Annotated in this window: 15 protein-coding genes; 7 read left to right on the top strand and 8 right to left on the bottom strand. The window is 67.4% G+C overall.

The genetic code is table 11. The annotated features are described in order from the left end of the window. The first annotated feature begins 173 nt into the window (after positions 1–173). Positions 174–1409 carry an NADH:flavin oxidoreductase gene (locus tag BFF94_RS06860; RefSeq protein WP_128842048.1) on the top strand — a complete coding sequence of 412 codons (1236 nt, stop codon included), beginning with the start codon at positions 174–176 and terminating at the stop codon, positions 1407–1409. 35 nt (positions 1410–1444) lie between these two features. On the opposite strand, the gene BFF94_RS06855 is transcribed toward BFF94_RS06860, so the two are convergent. Further along, the gene (locus BFF94_RS06855; RefSeq protein ID WP_128842049.1) at positions 1445–2572 is read right to left on the bottom strand and encodes a 4-hydroxyphenylpyruvate dioxygenase family protein; all 1128 of its coding nucleotides are present in this window, start codon (positions 2570–2572) and stop codon (positions 1445–1447) included. 357 nt (positions 2573–2929) lie between these two features. Here BFF94_RS06855 and shiA point away from each other — a divergent pair, with 357 nt between their 5' ends. Then, entirely contained in the window at positions 2930–4237 is a 1308-nt protein-coding gene (gene shiA / locus BFF94_RS06850) for a shikimate transporter (protein ID WP_128842050.1), read from the top strand. Positions 4238–4271: 34 nt separating this feature from the next. On the opposite strand, the gene BFF94_RS06845 is transcribed toward shiA, so the two are convergent. After that, a complete protein-coding gene (locus BFF94_RS06845; RefSeq protein WP_246637236.1) occupies positions 4272–4889 on the bottom strand; it encodes an HNH endonuclease in 618 nt (205 codons plus the stop codon). 365 nt (positions 4890–5254) lie between these two features. Here BFF94_RS06845 and BFF94_RS06840 point away from each other — a divergent pair, with 365 nt between their 5' ends. Continuing rightward, positions 5255–6556: a UDP-N-acetylglucosamine 1-carboxyvinyltransferase gene (locus tag BFF94_RS06840; protein ID WP_128842052.1), complete on the top strand. Its 1302-nt coding sequence runs from the start codon at positions 5255–5257 to the stop codon at positions 6554–6556. A 265-nt stretch (positions 6557–6821) separates the two neighbouring features. On the opposite strand, the gene BFF94_RS38180 is transcribed toward BFF94_RS06840, so the two are convergent. Next, positions 6822–6950 carry a hypothetical protein gene (locus BFF94_RS38180; protein WP_281426101.1) on the bottom strand — a complete coding sequence of 43 codons (129 nt, stop codon included), beginning with the start codon at positions 6948–6950 and terminating at the stop codon, positions 6822–6824. Positions 6951–7235: 285 nt separating this feature from the next. Between BFF94_RS38180 and BFF94_RS06830 the strand changes: the two genes are divergently transcribed. From BFF94_RS06830 to BFF94_RS06820, 3 genes are all read left to right on the top strand, one after another. Next, entirely contained in the window at positions 7236–8864 is a 1629-nt protein-coding gene (locus tag BFF94_RS06830; protein ID WP_128842053.1) for an LVIVD repeat-containing protein, read from the top strand. Between the two features lie 15 nt (positions 8865–8879). After that, positions 8880–9602, top strand: coding sequence for a DUF305 domain-containing protein (locus BFF94_RS06825; protein ID WP_128842054.1), 723 nt, complete (start codon positions 8880–8882; stop codon positions 9600–9602). 107 nt (positions 9603–9709) lie between these two features. Beyond that, on the top strand, positions 9710–10480 hold the full coding sequence (locus BFF94_RS06820) for an IclR family transcriptional regulator domain-containing protein (RefSeq protein WP_128842055.1): 771 nt from the start codon (positions 9710–9712) through the stop codon (positions 10478–10480). A gap of 18 nt (positions 10481–10498) precedes the next feature. Here the strand turns inward: BFF94_RS06820 and BFF94_RS06815 are convergent, their stop codons facing one another. From BFF94_RS06815 to BFF94_RS06795, 5 genes are all read right to left on the bottom strand, one after another. After that, on the bottom strand, positions 10499–12799 hold the full coding sequence (locus BFF94_RS06815) for an ATP-dependent DNA helicase (RefSeq protein WP_128842056.1): 2301 nt from the start codon (positions 12797–12799) through the stop codon (positions 10499–10501). Beyond that, complete coding sequence (locus tag BFF94_RS06810) at positions 12796–14490, bottom strand: VRR-NUC domain-containing protein (RefSeq protein WP_219139136.1); 1695 nt, start codon at positions 14488–14490, stop codon at positions 12796–12798. The genes BFF94_RS06815 and BFF94_RS06810 overlap by 4 nt, the downstream gene beginning before the upstream one ends. A 96-nt stretch (positions 14491–14586) precedes the next feature. Next, entirely contained in the window at positions 14587–15465 is an 879-nt protein-coding gene (locus tag BFF94_RS06805; RefSeq protein ID WP_128845343.1) for a MipA/OmpV family protein, read from the bottom strand. Between the two features lie 204 nt (positions 15466–15669). After that, the gene (locus BFF94_RS06800) at positions 15670–15981 is read right to left on the bottom strand and encodes an ATP-binding protein (RefSeq protein ID WP_128845341.1); all 312 of its coding nucleotides are present in this window, start codon (positions 15979–15981) and stop codon (positions 15670–15672) included. Between the two features lie 314 nt (positions 15982–16295). After that, entirely contained in the window at positions 16296–16595 is a 300-nt protein-coding gene (locus tag BFF94_RS06795) for a hypothetical protein (RefSeq protein WP_128845339.1), read from the bottom strand. A 142-nt stretch (positions 16596–16737) separates the two neighbouring features. Here BFF94_RS06795 and BFF94_RS06790 point away from each other — a divergent pair, with 142 nt between their 5' ends. Next, positions 16738–16986, top strand: a complete 249-nt coding sequence (locus BFF94_RS06790; protein ID WP_128845337.1) for a hypothetical protein — start codon at positions 16738–16740, stop codon at positions 16984–16986. The last annotated feature ends 103 nt before the right edge of the window (positions 16987–17089 follow it).

The following is a 17089-nucleotide window of genomic DNA, read 5'->3' as shown; positions in this document are numbered from 1 at the left end:
GATGCATCCCGGCGGGCGGTGACGTCCGCGGGCATGTCAGGCCGGCCCCGGGTGGCCGTCCATCGGCACGCCGGCTCGCCATCGGCTCACCGCGGCTCGTCCACCCGGACGATGCGCGCCGGCACCACCGCCGCACAATGGTCGCCGTGCCTATTCCCGACGCCCGCACCCTCATGGAATCCGACGACCTCACGACCGCGTTCAGCCCGCTGCAGATCGGCCCGCTGACGCTGCGCAACCGCCTGATCAAGTCCGCCACCAACGAGGGCATGACGCCGAACGGCGTGCCGTCGCGCGCGCTCGTCGGGTTTCACGAGCGCATCGCCGAAGGCGGCGCCGCACTGACGACCGTCGCGTACTGCGCGATCAGCGACGACGGCCGCACGTTCGTCGACCAGGCGCGGCTCGACGTGCCGACGGTCCGCCAATTCCGCGTGCTGACCGACGCAGTCCATCGCCACGGCGCGGCCGCCTCCGCGCAGATCACGCACGGCGGCTGCTTCACGTTCCTGCCTGCGCTGTCGACGAAACGGCCGCTGAGCGCGTCGGGCGGCTTCAACAAGGTCGGCGTGATGAGCGGCCGTTTCCTGAAGCAGGCGATGACGCGCGACCAGATGTCGGCGGTCGCCGACGAATTCGCGCAGGCAGCGCGCCATGCGCGCGACGCCGGCTTCGATGCGGTCGAGATCCACATGGGGCACGGCTATCTGCTCAGCCAGTTCCTGTCGCCGCTGTACAACCGCCGCCGCGATGCATACGGCGGCGACGCGGCGCGGCGTGCGGCGTTCCCGGCCGAGGTGCTGCGCCGCGTGCTCGATGCGGTGGGCCGCGATCTCGCCGTCGTCTGCAAGATCGGCGTGACCGAAGGCGTGCGCGGCGGCGGAACGGCCAGCGACGCATGCGAGATCGCGCGGCGGCTCGAAGCCGAGGGCGCGCACCTGCTCGTGCTGAGCGGCGGGATGAACGTCGAATCGGTGTGGCAGTTGTTCGGCAGCCCCCTGCCCGGCGACGCGCGCGCGAACGCCGACAATGCGATCGTGCGCGCCGCGATGACGCCGCAGAAGCTCACCGAGCCGAAGATGGGCGCGTTTCGCGAGATGTACTTCCTCGAGCATTCGAGGAAGGTGCGCGCAGCCGTCAGGATGCCGCTCGCCTATCTCGGCGGCGTGCGTTCGCGCGGGAACGTCGAGCAGGCGATGCGCGAAGGTTTCGATGCGGTCGCGCTCGCACGGGCGCTCGTGTTCGAGCCGGGTTTCGTGAACGGGCTGCGTGGCGGCCGGCTCGCGCAGTCGGGCTGCACGTCGTGCAACCGCTGCGTCGTGTCGATGTATACGCCGGGCGGCACGGCGTGCGTCTTGTGCGAGCCGAACGACCCCGCGCCGAACCGCGTGCCGGCCGCCGGCGCGTGAGGTTTGATGTGTTGCGTACTGCGTGACGCTGCCGCTCAGCCGGCGTCGCGCGCGCGGGCGAGCGCGGCGAGATTCCCTTCCCCGAACCCGTGGTGCCCCTTGCGCTGCACGATCTCGAAGAAGATCTCGCCGGGCAGGCGCTTGACGAAGGTCTGGAAGAACAGCCTCGGCACGCCGTCGCTGCCGATCTCGCCGTCGACCAGCACCGCGCGGCGGCGCAGCGCGTCGAGATCGACGCCGTGCCCCGGCAGCCGCGCATCGACGTCGTCGTAATAGCGTGCCGGCGGCTCGATGAATTCGACGCCGTTCGCGCGCAGCGCGTCGACGCATGACAGGATGTCGTCGGTGGCCAGTGCGACATGCTGCACGCCTTCGCCCGGATGGTCGGGCAGGTACGCGTGCATCAGCTCGGTGCGCCGCGTGCCTTCCTCGTAAACCGGAATCCGCACCGCGCCGCACGGCGACACCATCACGCGCGATTCCTCCGACACATGCCAGTGCGCGTCGATTTCATGGATCTCGCGAAAATGCAGCAGGTCGTGGTAGAAATCCAGCCACTCCCGCATGCGCCCCGCGCCGACCGTCTGCGTGAAATGGTCGACCTGCTGCAGGCCGACGCCCACGCAGTCGAGATCGGTATGCGCGGTCGCGATGTCGATCGGCCGGAAATCGATGTCGAAGATCGAGATGTCGCCGACGCCGCCACGCTGGCCGTCGCGCCCGCGCCAGCGGTCGACGAAATAAAGGTGCGAATCGCCGATGCCCTGGATCGCCGGAATCTTCAGCTCGCCGACGCCGACCTTCTCGCCCTCGAACGCCCATGCGCCGAGCTCGATCGCGCGCTCGAAAGCACGCCGGGCGCTGGCCACGCGCAGCCCGATCGCGCAGACGCCCATCCCGTATTCCTCCGCGTAGCGGGCGGCGAACGAATCGGGCTCGGCGTTGATCAGGAAATGCATCTGCCCTTGCCGGTACAGCGTGACGTTCTTGCTGACATGCCGTGCGATCGCCTTGAACCCGAGCTGCTCGAAGCGCTGCGCGAGCGCCTCCGGCACGGGCGCCGCGAATTCGACGAATTCGAGGCCGGCCATCCCGAGCGGATTGGCGGCCGGATCGGCAACGGGCGGCGTATCGCCGGACAGCGGGTGGGAATTGCCGGGCATTCCAGTCTCCGGGGGGCATGCGTCGATGGGGATGGCGCCCGTCGCGCGCGGCATGCGCGGCCGAGGTGGCGACGGGCATCCGCCCCGAACGGGCGAGTTTTCGATGCTGCAGATTTTAACCAGATCGTTCACGGCGGCACACCCTGGCCGAACGGGATATCGTCGAGCCGCCTAGTGCAAACCCGGAAAGCGTTCGATAATCGCACGATTCTGAACGATAATCGCGCACTTTGTCCGCTTGGCCAATTGCCGCCATGCGGCGCGCGCCCTATTCTCCCGTTCACTCATCGACTTCAATGCAGCATCGGACGCGGCGGCGCCGCGATTCCACGATGCGCCGTACCAGGAGACACCGCCATGACCCCCACCTGCGACACCCTCGACGCCGCCGCCAGCGCCCGCGCGCACAGCCAGGCCCGCAAGGCCGCGATCGGCAGCTTCGTCGGCGCCGTCGTCGACTGGTACGACTTCCTGCTGTACGGGATCGTTGCCGCGCTGGTATTCAATTCCGAGTTCTTCCCGAAAGTCAGCCCGACGATGGGCACGCTCGCGGCGTTCGCGACCTTCGGCGTGGGCTTCCTGTTCCGGCCGCTCGGCGGCGTCGTGTTCGGCCACTACGGCGATCGGCTCGGCCGCAAGCGGATGCTGGTGCTGACCGTGATGCTGATGGGGCTGTCGACGGTCGCGATCGGCCTGCTGCCGGCATTTTCGACGATCGGCTGGTGGGCGCCCGTGCTGCTGGTGCTGATGCGCGCGATCCAGGGTTTCGCGGTCGGCGGCGAATGGGGCGGCGCGGCGCTGATGGCCGTCGAGAGCGCGCCGAAGCAAAAGAAGGCGTTCTACAGCAGCGGCGTGCAGGTCGGCTACGGCGTCGGCCTCGTGCTGGCCACGGGCATCGTGTCGATCCTGAGCCACACGCTCGGCGAGGCCGCGTTCAAGTCGTGGGGCTGGCGCCTGCCGTTCGTGTTCAGCATCGTGCTGGTGCTGATCGGGCTGTGGGTGCGCAAGAACATGGACGAATCGCAGGAGTTCGTCGAGAAGGTCGAGCACGGCAACCGCAAGCTGCGCCTGCCCGTGCTGGAAGCGCTGACGCGCCATCCGAAGGCGTTCCTGCTGATCATCGCGCTGCGGCTCGCCGAACTGTTCACGATGTACATCGTCACCGCGTTCGCGCTCAGCTATTCGACGACGAACCTCGGCATGTCGCGCGACCTGTTCCTGAACATCGGCCTGCTGGTCGGCGCGGTGAGCTGCGTGACGATCCCGTGTTTCGCGTGGCTGGCCGACCGCTACGGCCTGCGCCGCATCTACCTGATCGGCGCGCTGATCGGCGTCGCGTCCGCGGTGCCGTTCTTCATCGCGCTGGAGGCGCGGTCGATCGCGTGGATCGTGATCTTCTCGATCCTGCTCGCGAACGCCGCGCACGACATGGTCGTGAGCGTCCAGCAGCCGCTGTTCACCGAGCTGTTCGGCGCCGAATACCGCTACAGCGGCGCGGGCGTCGGCTACCAGTTCGCGAGCGTGGTCGGCGGCGGGTTCACGCCGTTCATCGCGGTCGGCCTCGTCAGCGTGGCCGGCGGTTCGTGGCACTTCGTCGCCGGCTATCTCGCGGTGGGTTGCCTGATTTCGCTGGTGGTCGCCGCACGGATGCGGGCGGCGCAGTGACACGGTGAGCGTGTGACCGGCCAAGCGTCGCCGATTATGCTCGAACGAGGCGCGGCAGCCGTGCGTAGAGGCGTTCGATGAGTTGCCGCGCGCTCTCGCCGTAATGCAGCTCGCGATGGCAGTTCGGGCAAACGGCCACCGTATTCGACACGAGATCGGGGCCCCGCTCCGCAAGCTTGCGGACGTGGTGCACTTCCAGGTACGGCAGCCCGTCGGCTCCCTTGAACGGTGCGGGCTCACGGCAGCATTCGCAAGTCCCGTTCGCTTGCGCTAGCACCCAGGCCTTGACCGACGGATCGCGACGAATTTGGGTCACGGTCGCACTGGTGGTGGAGGGATTCGAGTTGCCCGTCGGCGGCGCGATCGGCGCCTTTTTCAACGCGTCGCGCACGTCGAGTTCGAATTCCACGATCGGAGCAGCCGACCGCTGCTCCAGTTCGTTGATGAACTGCTCGATTAGCACGCCGTTCGCGCCGACGTTTTTTGCGGGTTTGAGTCCGGGAACCCATTGGCGGCCCATCAGCGCCAGCACATAGGAAATGTTCTGCATCCGGTACTCAAACGCTTTCGACGAGCGATTGAACTGCCCGGCCAGCCTGTCGTATACCGATTTCTTGACGTAGGACTGCCCCGTGCGCTCGTTTTCGATCATTTTGAGATATTCGTCGACTGACGAACGAAGTTCGTCATGCGTCCACGGCCGCCCGTCTGCATTCGCGGACACATCTTCATTTAAGGGGGATTGGGGAGTTGGTGTCGACATGAATGGCCGCATTCTGGAATCCGATCTCGATTTTACGAGATAAGAAACCATTCCGATCCCGGTAGCCGCGGCTGGCTGATTTCATTTTTTTGCACGTCGATCTCTCGGTTGGCATGCCGGCATCGCTCGTGCCCAACGTCAAACACCGTCAATCACGCCCGCCGATCCCCCTTTTCCCCTCCGAACATTCCACGCCGCCCGCCGACCAATGGCATCATATGGGCCTACGTCAGTCACCGATACGCCCCCATATCATGTCGAATCTCATCGTCCACGGCGGCACTCCGCTGCGCGGGGACATCAAGCCGTCCGCGAACAAGAACGCCGTCCTGCCGATCCTGTGCGCCACCCTGTTGACCGATCAGCCGCTGCGCCTCGTCGGCGTGCCGGACATCACCGACGTGCGCAAGATCCTCGACATCTTCCGCACGCTCGGCAGCGACGTGTCGGTCGATTTCACGACGGGCCTCCTCGAACTCCACCATCGCGACACGAAGTTCGATCCGGCCGTCCACCGGCTGCCCGAGGCGATGCGCTCGTCGATCATGCTGATTCCGCCGCTGCTCGCACGCTTCGGCGTCGCGCGCCTCGAGAACGACGTGAAGGGCTGCACGCTCGGCGTGCGCGAGATCGATCCGCACGTCGAGGTGTTCGAGCGCTTCGGCGCGCACATCGAGCGCACGCCCGATTCCCTGATCGTCCGCACCGACGGCCCGCTGACGGCCAACGATCACTGGTTCGACTACGCGTCGGTCACCACGACCGAGAACTTCGCGCTGTGCGCGACGACCGCCCGCGGTACGTCGACGCTGATGAATGCGGCGTCCGAGCCGCACGTGCAGGAGTTCTGCCAGTTCCTCGCGATGATCGGCGTCACGATCGAGGGCATCGGCACGTCGCGGCTCTGCGTGACGGGCGGCGACAAGCTCGGCGGCGGCGAGTTCCGCTTCGCCGAGGATTTCCACGAGATCGCGACGTTCCTCGCGCTCGGCGCGATCACGGGCGGCGACATCACGGTGCGCAACTCGTCGCCCGAGCATTTCCCGCTGATCGACCGCACATTCGCGAAGTTCGGCGTGACCATCACGCACCGCGACGGCTGGTCGCGCGCGGAACGCGATGGCCCGCTGCGCGTGCGCCGGCCGTTCACGCAGAACATCCTGACCAAGGTCGAAGCCGCGCCGTGGCCGTACCTGCCGGTCGACCTGCTGCCGATCTTCATCGCGCTCGGCGTGCGCGCGGAAGGCAGCGCGATGTTCTGGAACAAGGTCTACGACGGCGCGCTCGGCTGGTCCGGCGAACTGTCGAAGTTCGGCGCGCACGTGCTGTTGTCCGATCCGCACCGGCTGATCACGTTCGGCGGGCTGCAACTGACGCCGGCCCGCGTCGAAAGCCCGTACATCATCCGCGTCGCGATCGCGCTGCTGATGGTGGCCGCGAGCATCGAAGGTCGATCGGAAATCATGAACGCGCTGCCGATCCGCCGCGCGCATCCGCATTTCGTCGAAAACCTGCGTTCGGTCGGCGCGAACGTCGAGTGGACGAGCAGCGAGTAAGGCCGCGTCGGGTGCGGCAAGCGTGAGGTTTGCGCCGCATCCGGCTTTCCCGCTTTTCGCATCCGATCGGCGGCTTCGACGCGCGCCGGTCGGTCTTCAGCCAGCGGCTGGTTCGTACCAGCCGCTGCGCGCCTCTTCCCCCTTCCCTGTAGTCGACATCTCCGCGCACATGCGGCCAAACCGGCGAACCTCGGCCCGCTTGATCGCTCGTCTCGATCGAGAGGCCCAAGAGGCTTGTCGGCAGCGCACCCGAAATCGTCCGCACTCACGCGAACGGATTTTGCAACATCGGGCCATCGTCCACGCGCAAGCCACCGTGCATGTCCTCGGTGTACAGGTAGTCGCTGCCCTCGATCGAAGCAACTGCAACGATGCACGCGTCGTAGAAGAACAAGCCGTGTCGCTCGGCCAGCCTTCGTCCCAAGTCATGCAATGTCCCGCCTCGAAAGCTGGCCGAACGGATGAATGTGGCCCTCTGCACACTCCATCGCCTGGCTTCCGCGCTTTCCCCGACGCCTGAGTTCTCCATTGATCACGGTGCGTAAGAATCCAGTCAGTTTGTTTTCCTAACTTACCGAGGCACCGGATCAGCCGCGATGGATGGGCATGCCGAATTACCCTCCGGTGCACGAGAAATGATTGCCACAACACTCGAATAAACAAGGAAACGGAGACAATCTTGACTAGAACCCGATATTCACATCCTTCCGGCATTCGTTGGCTTGCGACTCTTCTGGCGCTAGGCTCCGGCCTTGTTGGCGGGCCCGCATGCGCCGGCACCGCAAACGATATTTCGACCAACGGCGCAATTGCAGTCCCCGCCGCGCATTGCGGTGCAGGTTCCGCGCCCGAGACCGCATTGCAAGGAGAAGTCCCGCTCGCCGACCGGCAGAGCGGACGCAACCAGCAGGGCTATACCTGCAATATGTCGCTGGTCGGCCAGTATCGCGGCGAAGGCGCTTCGTGGGTCAATGCGTCGACCGGTACTTGCGCCTATATGGCGACGTCCTGGTACGGGATCCCGCAAAAGACGCGGCAAGGCGTGCAGGTCGTCGATGTGAGCAATCCGGCGCATCCCGCGTTTGCGACCAACCTGACCACCAATGCGATGTTCACCGGCACCTGGGAGTCGCTGAAGGTCAACGACCAGGGCACCATGCTGGCTGGCGCCGGCGTCGGGCCTGGCATCGGGGTCGGCACGTTCGATTTGTACGACGTCAGGGATTGCGCACACCCCCGGCTGCTTAACCGAATGCTGTTGGGCAGCAATACGCCGCCGCTTGCCAATGCGGCACACGAAGGCGGCTGGTCGCCGGATGGGCGGACCTACTGGACCACCGGCTTCGTACCGGGCAGCATGACCGCCATCGACGTCAGCAACCCGACGGCGCCAAAGACGATTTACCTGAATGGCTCGACACTGGTGACCAATCACGGCTTCTCGTTCAGCCCGGACGGCAACCGGATGTATCTGACGAGTGCGCTTCCCGCGGGCATCGCGATCGTCGATGTCAGTGATATCCAAAACCGGCAACCGCTGCCGGTGGTACGGCCAGTCAGCGCGATCTACTGGACCGACGGTTCGGTCACGCAGAAGACGATTCCCGTCACCTACGGCGGCCGCAATTACCTGATCGTGACCGACGAACTTGCCAACGGCGGCGTGCGCTTTATCGACATCACGAACGAGCAGCAACCGCAGATCGTGTCCCACCTCCGTCTCGCGATCCAGCTTCCGCAAAATCGCTCGGCGGCCGTGGCCGACAGCGCGGGCAATGGCGCGTTCCAATATGACGTCCACTATTGCAACGTCGATCGGCCGGCCAATCCGACCGCGTTGGCATGCGGATATTTTCAGTCCGGCATCCGCGTCTTCAATATCGTCGATCCGCTACACCCGAAGGAAATCGCCTACTTCAATCCGCCGGCCCGTCCCGGCGATCGCGCCACGCTGCCAGGTTCGGAGCACGCGATGCTGCCGATCAAGGATCCGCTCTATGACGGCAGCGTGATCGATCCGGTCAAGCTGCTGACCGGCACGCTGACCGGCGGTCGGGCGAACCTGTCCACGGATTGGTGTTCATCGCCGCCGCGTTTCGTCAACGGTCAGCTTTGGGTCACGTGCCAGGACAACGGATTCCTGGTGCTCAAGTTCGACAATGGGGTCTACCCGGTCGGCGCGACTTCCAGCGGCGCAGCGGTGCTGCCGGCGAGCGTGCAGGGTTCGATGGCGTCGAATACGGGCACCGGCCCGACCGATTGGCTGCTTTCGGTCGTGGCAATGGCGCGGACGGCAATCCTCGGCTGATCAGGCGGGTATGCGATGAAATCGATTCGCGTCAGGAGGAGCCGCGTCCTCGTGCCGGTCGCGGTATTCGCGTCGTTCGCGACGGGCGCGGCATTGTCTGTTTTCCTGCATCGTGCGTCCGCGGTGGAACACCCCGCGGACGCACGAGAGACGGTGCTCGTCGTCAACGCCCGAAGTGCGACTGCAAACAGTTCGGTCGATGTGGGCTTCGCACAGGACATGTCGCTGCATCACGAGCAGGCGGTCCTGATGGCTCAACTGGCCTACGACAAAGGATCGATGCGCGTTCGCGCGCTGGCCGAACGTATCCTGCACGAACAACTCGTCGAAATCGGCCAGATGCAGGGATGGCTGATGCTGTGGCAAGCCCCTCGCACCACGCCTCAAGCCGGCATGATGTGGATGGTGGACGCCTACCGACGTTCGCGAAGCTACGACGAGGAGTATGAGCGCCTGATCGATCAGTGTCGGGAAAATCGAAATGCGATGCCGGGACTCGCGACCAACGTAGAACTGGACCGGCTGATGCACAGTCGCGGGCCGGCATTCGACACGTTGTTCCTGAGCCTGATGCTGCGGCACCACCTCAGCGCACTCACCATGGCTCGCTTCGCAAGCGAATACGGTCGCAGCTTTGCCGTGCGCTCCGTCGCGCAGTCGATGATCGTCGGCCAGAGGCAGGAAATCGCGGAGATCGGCGTGCTGACAACCATGGCCCGCCACTCGCACGGAGGATGACACAAACGTCGTGCTGCGCCGGTCGGCCGCGGTGTTTCAGCCCGGCAATCTGCTGCGATAATCGCCCACTCCTGCGCGAACATCGCGCATCCATCCGCGCACCCACGATGAAAAAGCCCGAACTCGACCGACGCGACTGGATTGCCGGCCTGGAAAAAGGCCTGATGATCCTGGAAGCATTCGACAGCCAGCACGCACGCATGACGCCCACCCAGGCCGCCGCGCGCACCGGTCTCACGCGCACGGCCGCGCGGCGCTACCTGCTGACGCTCGAATCGCTCGGCTACGTCTACACCGACGGCAAGCTGTACGGACTCACGCCGCGCGTGCTGCGGGTCGGCTGGTCGTACTTCGATTCCGCCCGCCTGCCGCGCACGGTCCAGCCCTATCTGCAGCAACTGAGCGCGTCGTTGAACGAATCGGCGTACGTCAGCGTGCTCGACGGCTGGGAACTCGTGTTCATCGCGCGCAACGGCGTGTCGCGCGTGATGACGACCGGCTTCGTGCTCGGCGCGCGCGTGCCGGCGCCGCTGACGTCGCCGGGCGTCGTGCTGCTCGCGCATCATCCGGATCGCGAAGCCGTGCGCGCGTGGCTCGACGCCACCGAACTGCCGCCGTTCACGCCGCACACAATCACCAACAAGGCGCGGCTGCTCGAACAGGTCGACCGGGCGCGCGACGCCGGTTTCGCGGCGATCGAACAGCAGTTGCAGGTCGGCGTGCGCGGGATCGCGGTGCCGCTGAAGAACCGTCACGGCGAAGTGGTCGCCGCGCTGAGCACGAACATGCCGATCGGCGCGGAGACGGCCGACGACGCCGTGCGGCGCGTGCTGCCGCACCTGCAGGAAGCCGCGCTCGCGATGCTCAACGTGCTGTAGCGGCGGGCGGCGCCACCGTCATCCGATCCGCCACCATCGCGGCAGCAGATCGCGCACTTCGCGCCTTCGGTAACGGTCGTCGATCAGGTGCACGACGCCTTCGTCGTGCTCGGTGCGGATCACGCGCCCGGCCGCCTGCACGACCTTCTGCAAGCCCGGGTACAGGTACATGTAGTCGTAGCCGTTGCCGAAGCGCGCCTCCATCGCGCGCCGCATCTGCTCGTTGACGTCGTTGACCTGCGGCAGCCCGAGCGTCGCGATGAACGCGCCGATCAACCGTTCGCCGACCAGGTCCACGCCTTCCGAGAACGCACCGCCCAGCACCGCGAAGCCGACGCCGCGCCCGCCCGCGTCGAAGCGCGCGAGAAACGCGTCGCGCTCGCTTTCGGCCATGCCGGGCGCCTGCGCCCACACGGGCACGTCCGGATGGCGCGCCTGCATCAGCGCAACCACGCGCCCCAGGTAGTCGAAGCTGCTCAGGAAGCCGAGGTAGTTGCCGGGCCGCGCCGCGTATTGCGCGGCGATCAGGTCCGCGATCGGTTCGAGCGAACGGTCGCGGTCGCGCCAGCGCGTCGACACGTGGCTCGCGACGCGTACCGTCAGTTGCTCGGCGCGGAACGGCCCGTCGACGTCGAGCCAGCCGGTATCGCCGGGCAACCCGAGCGTGTCGCGGTAGAAATGAAACGGGCTCAGCGTACCCGAGAACAGCACGGTCGCGCGCGCGGCTTCGTAGCGTGGCGCCAGAAAGCCGGCCGGGATCACGTTGCGCACGCACAGCGTCGACTGGACGCGGCGGCGCCGGCTGGCCGACGCGACGCCGTCGAGCGCCGGCTGGCGCGGCATCGGTTCGCCGTGCAGCGTCGCGTCGAAGAGGGATGCGCTGTCGAACGCGTCCGCGAGCACGCCGAACTGGATCGCCTCGAAATGAAAGCGCAGCAGCGCGTCACCGTTCGCGCGCGGCGCGTCGGTCAGGTGTTCGCCGATCGCCGCGACGAGGTTCTGCACAGCCGACACGATCGGGCCCGGAATCTCCGGATACGCGGCATAGCGCTCGGCCTGCGCGCGATTGACCGTGCCCCACGCGCGGGCGAGCCGGTCGAACGCCTTGCGCAGCGCCGCGGGAGCGGCTTCGCGCGCGGCCGCGAACGCGAACGGATCGAGCGACGCGCTGTACATCTTGCGCGCGCGGTCGAGCAGGTTGTGCGCTTCGTCGACGAGCACGCCGACGCGCCACTGGTTCTGCTGCGCGAGCGTATGCAGCATCGCGCTGCCGTCGTAGTAGTAGTTGTAGTCGCCGATCACCATGTCCGACCAGCGCGCGAGTTCCTGGGCCAGATAGTACGGACAGACGTCGTGCGCGAGCGCGGCTGTGCGCACGGTATTGCGATCGAGCAGGCCGGCCTCGATCGCCGCGTCGCGCGCGGCCGGCAGCCGGTCGTAGAAACCTTGCGCGAGCGGGCACGATTCGCCGTGGCACGCGCTGTCCGGATGCTCGCACGCCTTGTCGCGCGCGACGAGTTCCAGCACGCGCAGCGGCAGCGCGGGCGTGCCGGCGCCGAGCGTCGTCGCCGCTTCGAGCGCGAGCGCGCGGCCGGGCGTTTTCGCGGTCAGGAAGAACACGTGATCGAGCTCGCCCTCGCCGCACGCCTTCAGCAGCGGGAACACGGTGCCGACCGTCTTGCCGATGCCGGTCGGCGCCTGCGCCATCAGGCAGCGCTCTTCGCGCGCCGCGCGATAGACGGCCACCGCCAGCTCGCGCTGGCCGCTGCGGAACCGGCCATGCGGAAAAGTCAGCGCACGCAACGCCGCATCGCGCGCCGCGCGATGGGCCGTCTCGCGCTCCGCCCAGCCGACGAAGCACGCGCATTGCTCGGCGAAGAACGCCGCGAGCGTGCTCGTGTCCAGCGTTTCAGTCAGCACGGTCTCGCGCTCGGACACGATGTCGAAATACACGAGCGCGACGTCGATTTCCGCGAGGCCGCGCGCGTCGCACATCAGGTGCGCATAGACCTTCGCCTGCGCCCAGTGCAGCGCGCGGTGGTTGGCCGGCATCGCGTCGAGGCTGCCGCGATAGGTCTTGATTTCCTCGACGCGGTTTGCCATGGGATCGTAGCCGTCCGCGCGGCCGCGCACGGTGAGCGTGCCCCACGTGCCCGTCAGCGCGATCTCGGTTTCGTAGCGCGCGCCGCGCTTCGACGTGACCGCGCCGTGGCCGGCGATGCCTTCGAGCGCGGTCGGCGCGGGCGTGAAGCGCAAGTCGAGATCGCCGCGCCGCGCGGTGAACTCGCACATCGCCCGCACCGCGACGACGTAGCTCATGCGGACAGCCCTGCCGCTTCGGCGTGCGCGACGCCCGCGCCGGCCCACTCGACATCGACGACGCGCACTGGAATGCCGTGCGCGACGCAGTACGCGAGCCAGCGCGTCTGGTTGTCCTGCAGCCGGTCGCCGGGGCCCTTCACCTCGATCAGCTCGTAGCGGCGCTCGCCGGGCCAGAAGCGGACGAGATCGGGCAGCCCCGAGCGGTTGCTGCGGATATCCGCGAGCAGGCGCGCGAACCACAACCGCAAGTGCTCGGGCGGCAGGCACGCGAGCGCCTCGTCGAGCAACGCTTCAGTCAGCACGCCCCAGAACACGAACGGCGACTGCAGCCCCGCCTTCGTCGCGAAATGCCGGCGGATCGTGTCGCGGTACGTGCCTGAATCGAGCTGCGCGAAGCACGCGGCGAACGCGTCCGCGCGGCGCGCGGCGAAATCGGGCGCGTGCAGGTCGGCCGGGCCGCGCTGGAACGGGTGGAAGAACGCGCCGGGCACGGCCGCGAACACGGGCTCCCAGCACAGCAGCCCGAACAGCGAATTGATCAGCGTGTTTTCGACGTAATGGACCGGCGAAGCCGGCTGCGCGAGATGGTCGCGCACCGCGAATTCGACGCTGACGAATGCGTCGGGGCGCGCGAGCACGAGCGTCTCGCGCGGCACGTCGGCCGCGGCGGCCGCGCGTTCGACGCGCTGGCCGAGCCGGCGCTGCAGGCGCGGCAGCATGCGCTCGACGCGCTGGCGTTCCTCGTCGCTCTCGAAGCCGCCGCGAGCATCGAGCGCCAGCGCGAGCGCGTCGTCGTCGCGCCCGCAGCGTTCGAGCACGCGGATGCGCCGGTGGCGGCTGCCGGGCCATGCGCTGCGCGCGTACGCGTCGAGCGCGGCGGCCCAGTCGGCGCGGCGTTCGCACGTCTGCCCGAGCGCGAACAGCAGTTTCGCGCGGCGCGTCGCGAGCCACGGCTGCGCGCAGCCGACCGCGTCGAGCGCGCGTACCAGGTCGTCGAACGGCAGATCGTCGGGCCACGCGTCGAGCGCGTCGCGGCACATCTGCAGCGCGAGATACGCGTCGACGTCGCCACGCTGCTGGAACGCGCGCGACGACGGCGCGATCGGCACGCTTTCGTACTGGAACACGCCGAGATCGGCGAGCACGAACTCGCTCCAGTCCTGATGGAGATTGCCGAAGAACATCAGCCGCAGCCGGTCGCACAGCGCGCCGACCGTCACGCGCAGCACGCGGTCGCCGGCCTGCGCGCACCATGCGTCGAGCGGCTGCGCGACGTCGTGCGCGGGCCGCAGCCGTTCGAGCCATTCGGGCTTGCGCTCGCCCGCATACGCGGCGAGCGACGGGAAGATGCGCAGCAGATCGGCCTTGGTCGACAGCGCGAACAATTCGTCGAGCGTCAGCGCGGGCGCCGGATCGACCCAGCTGAGCTCGACGAGCGGCGCGGCAGCAGCGAGCGCGCAGCCGATTTCGTCGTACACGAGCTTGCTGGCGCGGAAGTCGGACCCGTTGCGCATCAGCATCCGGACGAGCAGCGCGCGCGACGCCTGCGGCAGCGTCGCGAAATGCCGGACGAAGGCGTGCTCGTGCGCGTCGAACAGGTCGTCGTAACGCTCGCCGAGCCAGGCCAGCGCGCGTTCGAAATTGGTCAGGTAGTAAAACGCCGGGGGCGTCGGCGAAGCAGGCGTCACGGGGTTTGATCACTGTACATTTGTACAGGTCGGAATCATATCAAATGTGACGGGCAATGCCGCGCGCCGCATCTGCCCTCTGCTGCCCGGCCCCGGTCAGAACTGGTAATTCACCGACATGTCGAACACCCCGTTGGTCGACTGCTGCGTGATCGGGCTGCGCGCCGCGCGGCCGACGAGCTGCTCGATCGCGCCGTCCATCGTGACGAACCAGTGCTTGTTCACGAACCAGACCATCGTCACGCCCACGCCTGCCGACTTGATTCCCGCACCCGACGAATAAGCCGGCAGCCCCGAGCGCGCGGCGGCGCCCTGGCTCACGCCGAACCAGCTGTTCATGTAGCGCGAATCGGCGAACGACACGGTCGGCCCCGCGAACCAGAAGAATTTTTCGTTGCTGCCCGGCATCGGCATGTACGCGGAGAAATCGCCGACCCAGCCGTTCGAGCCGCCGAGGCTGCGCCGGATGTCCGCGCGCAGCACGAGCGGAAATTCCTTCGAGATCACGTAATCGGCCGACAGTTTCATCACCGGTGCCGCGTTGATGTTGTCGAGGCCGTTCAGATGCTCGCTATCGTCGGCCGAACGGCGCCCGAGGTCATAGCCGACCGACAGGCTCACGCGCCAGTTCGGCCCGCGCAGCACGTTCGCGCCGAGGCCTTCGCCCGTCGACAGGAAGAACAGGTCGCGATAGCGGACGTCGAGATTCGGGCCACCCAGCACGCGATATCGGTCGGAGCCCGCATAGCGCGGCTGCAGCGTCATCGCGGCGCCGACGCTGACATTCCACGTGGAGATGTTCGGATCGAACAGTTTCTCGAGCGGCACGCCGGCCGAGTATTGCCATTCGCCGAGCGGCGAAGGGGTCTGGGCCGACGCGTCGCGGGCGCCGGCCGCGGCAAGCGCCGCGCAGGCCGACAGGCCGGATACGAACCGGCGTGCGCCGGGTGACAGCAACGGGCGAGCAACAGTCATCAAGGCGGTCTCCGTCGGTTGCACGAAACGAACCTGAGGGAAAGCGCGTTGCGCCTCTTCGGCTGCAATGGCCGGCAGCCTGCGGCGCGAACGTAGCATGCGCTGAATTAACGGACATCCTACGCGACGCGCGCTCAGACGCAAAGCGCCCGCTGCGCGCGGGCACCTTGCCTAGTCCGGAACGATCCGGGAAGCGTTGCGGAATCAGAAACGCTCGACGTGATAGTCGCCGGCGAGCGCGGCCGTGCTGCGCGTCGACATCATCCGCGAGAAGCCGTCGGCGAGCCGTCCGAGCGCGAGCTGTTTCTGGCTGGCATCCCAGTGCGTATAGGTGTCGTACGCGGCATCGTCGAACGAGACGGTCACGGCGGCCGGACGGCCGCTCGCGCGAAAGCCGATCTGCAGCACGCCGCCCGGCAATTCCTCGATGTGATAGCGCAGCGAGCGCGATTCGAAATAGCGGCCCAGCACCTGAGCGATCGCGCGCTTGTCTGGTGATTGCACGTGAATGTCCATGAGGGTCCTCCTTTTCAGTGTTCGCGCGGCCGGTTGCGGCGCACCGCTTCCGCCCGGCATCCGGATCGGCGGCGGGCGCGACGGCGGGTCGCCCTGCGGCAGCCCTTCGGGCACCGGCGGATCGACTGGATCGTCGTGCCCGGGCGGTGGCGGGTCCGGGACGACGTCGGGTGTCGTCGGCTCGGGGCGGTGCAGCGTGGATGGCGTATTCATGTCACTCCCGCGCGACGGCGCGCATCTCGATGGCACCGCGACCGCGCGCAAGCGGCGTGCCCGCTCCCGCGCAATGCACGGCTTCGATGGGCGCCGCGCGGTCAGTCGGCGTAGGCCGCCATCACCAGCCACATCGTGCGCCCTTCCGCGATCAGCCGCACCGCGAGCGCGAACGGATCGGACGGCGCGCATTGCGCGACGAGCGCCCGCTGCGCGCGCCCGGGGCCGTCGTAGACCGTGTCGTTCAGTTCGCGCACCTCGTCCTTGCCGTCGAACACGCGCCGCTCGGGCCGATAGACCAGTGATTCGCGCTTCCATGTATCGAAACGCTCGCGCACGCGCGCGAAATCGCCGCCGCATACGCTCGCGTCGTAACGTATCCTTTCCTGGGATGCATTCATCACGATGTCCTCTCGTCCGCGCCGACGCCGCGCCGCGCATGTCCGCGCACCCGTCCGGCTTCCCCGGCGCGCAAGCACCGTGCCGTCGCCGCCGTACAGGCACGGCGCTTGCGCCCGCATCAACGACCAAGGAGGTTCGACCATGACCGTTCAAGCCACCGGCCGCCACGACGCCGTGTCACCGGCTGCCGGACTGCTCCAGCTCGCCACGTCGCGTCCGCCGTCCAAAGACAGGACGGAGGAACGCATCGACGAGGGGCTCGAGGAGACGTTTCCGGCCAGCGACCCGCCCGCCGTCGGCGGCGCGACCCGTATCGACCCTGCCAAGCCGTCCGGCGAGCACCCACGTCGCACGCCGCACGTCCCTTCACCGCCCCCCGATCACGGCTGACGGCGGCACCCGGCTCGCGGTGCGCTGCGGCGCATCGGCGTGCCGGAGCAATCCGGAGTGTTGTGATGAAACGCCTTGAACGCAGATGGCATGAAATCAGCGG

Origin of the sequence: Burkholderia catarinensis (assembly GCF_001883705.2) — a bacterium.
In the GTDB taxonomy this organism is placed as follows: Bacteria; Pseudomonadota; Gammaproteobacteria; order Burkholderiales; family Burkholderiaceae; genus Burkholderia; species Burkholderia catarinensis.
The sequence above is the reverse complement of the archived record's forward strand: the minus strand, read 5'-3'. Positions and strand labels throughout refer to the sequence as shown.